We start from the raw sequence: 3,364 nt of genomic DNA on the forward strand, positions 1-3,364 counted from the left end.
CCACCCGAGAGCATCGCATGCCGCAGGCTGAACAAGGAGCTACTCTGCGACTTCTATTACAGCGATCCTGGATTAGAAGAATTCCAGATCAATTTCTTTTTAGGCAAAGCCCAAGTGAGCCTGCTTAGCTTTCGCCGCAGCTATGGCGAGCTTGCAAGCCAGGTGAGCAAGATTAAGAGAGAGTACAAGAAGAAGAGCGGCGCGGCCTTCTCTGCTTCAACCCCTCTTGAGACGGCGGACTTCACAGGGAGGCCCAGGTGAAAGTCATCGCCATGTGCAACCAGAAGGGCGGAGTGGGCAAGACCACCCTCACCCGGGAGCTTGGCTGCTACCTTGCCTATGCCGGTGAGAAGGTACTCCTAATCGACGCCGACGGCCAGGCCAATCTCACCAAGAGCTTCTTCGATGATGAACCTGCTTGCGGCCTCTATGAGGCCATATTGGAGGGTCCAGGCAGCCCTGTCACCCTAACTCCAGTGAGGGAGAATCTGAAGCTTCTCTCCGGTTCCATCCGGCTCTCCCTGCTGGAACGGCAGCTGGCAGGTGAAATCGACGGCTATCTCAAACTGAAGAGACTCCTGGTGAGCGAAGAGTTCATGAGGGCCTGCGCTCATGGGAGTTCCCAGGCTGATGACTCCCGGGCCGGCGGATCTGATCTTATCATCATAGACACCCCGCCATCGCTTGGCATCCTCACCGGCAACGCCCTGGCCGCGGCCGACCTGCTTCTAATCCCCATCTCCCCCGCCCAGTACTCCCTCCAGGGCACAAGCGATCTATTGGAAACCATGGAGAAGATGAGAAAGACCCTCAACCCCCGCCTCGCCCCCCTGGGCGTCATAGTCAACGCCTACAGCACCATCACCCTCATAAGCCGTGAGCTTGTGGGTGAGCTCCGAGGAGTCTTTGGTGAGCTCTGCTTCCAGGAAGAACTTGGCCGTTCAGTGAGGTTTGAAGAGGCCATAGCGGAGAAGAAGGGTTTGGTTGACCTTGCCGGCGCCAACTGGAGTAAGAGCCGTGAGGAAGTAGTAGCCCTGGGTGAAGCCGTGATGATGAGGCTGGGAGCCCGGGCTTGTGAGAGCATATCATGAGGGCCCGTCTTAAAGGCCGCTCCCCCCTGGCGAAGGGAGTAGGGTTCTTAGAAGAGTTCAGCAAGAATGAAGTGAAGGGTAAGGTGGACATCGTTGCCCTTTTTGCCTCCTTCGGAGTCCGGCTGGAGAAGAAGGGCTCCTCCTGGATGGGGAGGTGCCCCTTCCACGAGGATAAGAAGCCTTCACTTAGCGTGGATAACTCCAAGGGCCTCTATCACTGCTTTGGCTGTGGTGAGAGCGGTGATGTGTTCGACCTTGTTATGAGGTTCCGGGCCTTAAGCTTTTCTGAGGCCTTGAGCTTTCTAAAAGACTTTGCCCCCACCGGCACCAGTACCACCGGCACCATCAGCGGAGACCTCGAACCTCAACAGCAGGCCTCAAGACCAACCTCCCCAAGAGAAGCTCATAAACCCGAGCCGCTCTTTGAGTCTCAGAGCTTGTCCTTTATCAAGGATGTTATAGCTTTCTACCGGAGGGATCTGGAGTCATCCAAAGAGGCTAGGGCTTATCTTCAAGGCCGAGGCCTAATGCCGGAGATACTTGGACGCCTGGAAGTAGGCTTCGCATCGGGGGAGCTCGAGGATAGGATTGGAAAGGAGCAGCGTGCGGCCCTTATGAGAATGGGCATCCTGAACGCCAAGGGGAAGGAACATTTTGCAGGCTGCATCACCATCCCCCTTTGGAACCTCCAAGGTGAGGTGGTAAGCCTCTATGGCCGCAGGGTATGAGAATAGGAGCCCCCTTCACCTCTACATGATGGGCCCTCACCGGGGTTTACTGAATCCCAGGGCTTATGTGAGTCTATCCGGAGAGGATGATACTGACAGAGAGCATACTGGACGCTCTTAGCCTGATGGCCATTGGCTTTCAGAACCTGGATGCGCTCTATGGCACAAACGGCCTGAGTGAAACCCATATCCAGGCCCTAAAGGAAGCTGGGACAAGGGAAGTCATCCTGGCCTTGGATAACGATGACGCAGGCAGAAGGGGAGCTATCAAGATAGCGGAAAGGCTTAGGAAAGAGGCCATAGTGAGCCGCAGTATCTTTCCTCCCTGCAAAGACTGGAATGAATATCTGGTAAGCAAGGGATCAGTGGAAGAAAAGAAGGCACATATAGAAGGCCTCATTCAAGAGGCCTCCCTGATGAGCGTCACTTCCTCCACCCTCACCTTCAGCTACAGGAATGGCCGCTGCCACGTGAAATCTGATGAGCTAAGCTACCAAATCGTGAAGACGAATGATAGCTCCTCTTTCAGAGTGAACATTCGAGTCTCCCTGAACACCCCTTCCGATGGAAACCTCATCAATGTAGAGAGCACCGACTCTGAATCCATCGAGCCTCGGCAAGGAGGGCGCCGCCTCATTGACAATGTGGATCTTTTCTCCGCCAGAAGCCGCTCCCTATTCACAAGCCGGCTCATCCGGAGGCTCTCCGAAACACTGGAGCCGGCCAAGATAGAGAGGGAGTTAATAGACATTTTGGAATACTTGGAGAGCCGGAGGGATGAAGATGCGAAGAGAGAGAGCTTGCCTGAGGGTCCTCCACTTCTTAGCGCCCGGGAAGAGGCGGAAGGATTTGATCTTCTAAGAGATCCGGCTCTCTTTCGCCGCATCGAAGAAGATTTGGAAGAGCTAGGGTATGTGGGAGAGGGAGTAAACAAGCGCCTCATGTACCTTTCGGCATCCAGCCGCAAGATGGAGAGCCCCATCTCCATCATAGTCATGAGCCAGTCGGCAAGCGGCAAGAGCTTTCTAATCGATACGGTGAGGAGGCTCATGCCACCCGAAGATGTGCTTAGCCTAACCAGCCTCTCAGATCAGGCCCTGAACTACATGGAAGATGAGGCCCTGATAGGCAAGTTCCTAACCCTGGGCGAGTCAGTCCACACCGAGGCGGTGGAGTATCAGCTAAGGGAGATGCTATCTAGTGGAGAGCTAAGCCGTCTGGTTGTTACCAAGGATGAGAAGAGCGGCAGGATGGTGAGCCATATGGTTAGGAAGAAGGTGAGAGTTGCCATGGTGGTGAGCACCACAGAGAGCCGGATTAACGAGGAGAACGCCTCCCGATCCTTTCTCATCTCCACCGATGAGAGCCAGAAGCAAACAGAGGCCATCCATAGACGGCAGAGGGAGAAGTACTCCTTTGAAGCTTATAAGAAGAGGGAAGAGAGAGTTCCCGCCATCATAGCCCGCCACCAGGCGGCCCAGAGGCTCCTGAAGCCCAGAATGATAGTGAACCCCTTTGCCGGCCTCCTATCCTTCCCCTCATCCC

Annotated in this window: 4 protein-coding genes; all 4 read left to right on the forward strand. The window is 55.1% G+C overall.

Annotated features, from left to right (window positions below; translation table 11 throughout):
* Positions 1 to 261: hypothetical protein (locus tag S1OALGB6SA_RS10130; protein ID WP_195910288.1), on the forward strand; the 261-nt coding region annotated here is incomplete at its 5' end.
* Entirely contained in the window at positions 258 to 1,091 is an 834-nt protein-coding gene (locus S1OALGB6SA_RS03945; protein ID WP_124032628.1) for a ParA family protein, read from the forward strand. The genes S1OALGB6SA_RS10130 and S1OALGB6SA_RS03945, both read left to right, overlap by 4 nt.
* Entirely contained in the window at positions 1,088 to 1,819 is a 732-nt protein-coding gene (locus S1OALGB6SA_RS03950) for a CHC2 zinc finger domain-containing protein (RefSeq protein WP_124032629.1), read from the forward strand. Before S1OALGB6SA_RS03945 ends, S1OALGB6SA_RS03950 begins: the two co-directional genes overlap by 4 nt.
* 86 nt (positions 1,820 to 1,905) lie before the next feature.
* Positions 1,906 to 3,364 (forward strand): toprim domain-containing protein (locus S1OALGB6SA_RS03955; RefSeq protein WP_124032630.1); only part of this gene is annotated, 1,459 nt, incomplete at its 3' end.

Origin of the sequence: Olavius algarvensis spirochete endosymbiont (genome assembly GCA_900608495.1) — a bacterium.
Classification (GTDB): Bacteria; Spirochaetota; Spirochaetia; order DSM-2461; family DSM-2461; genus UBA2779.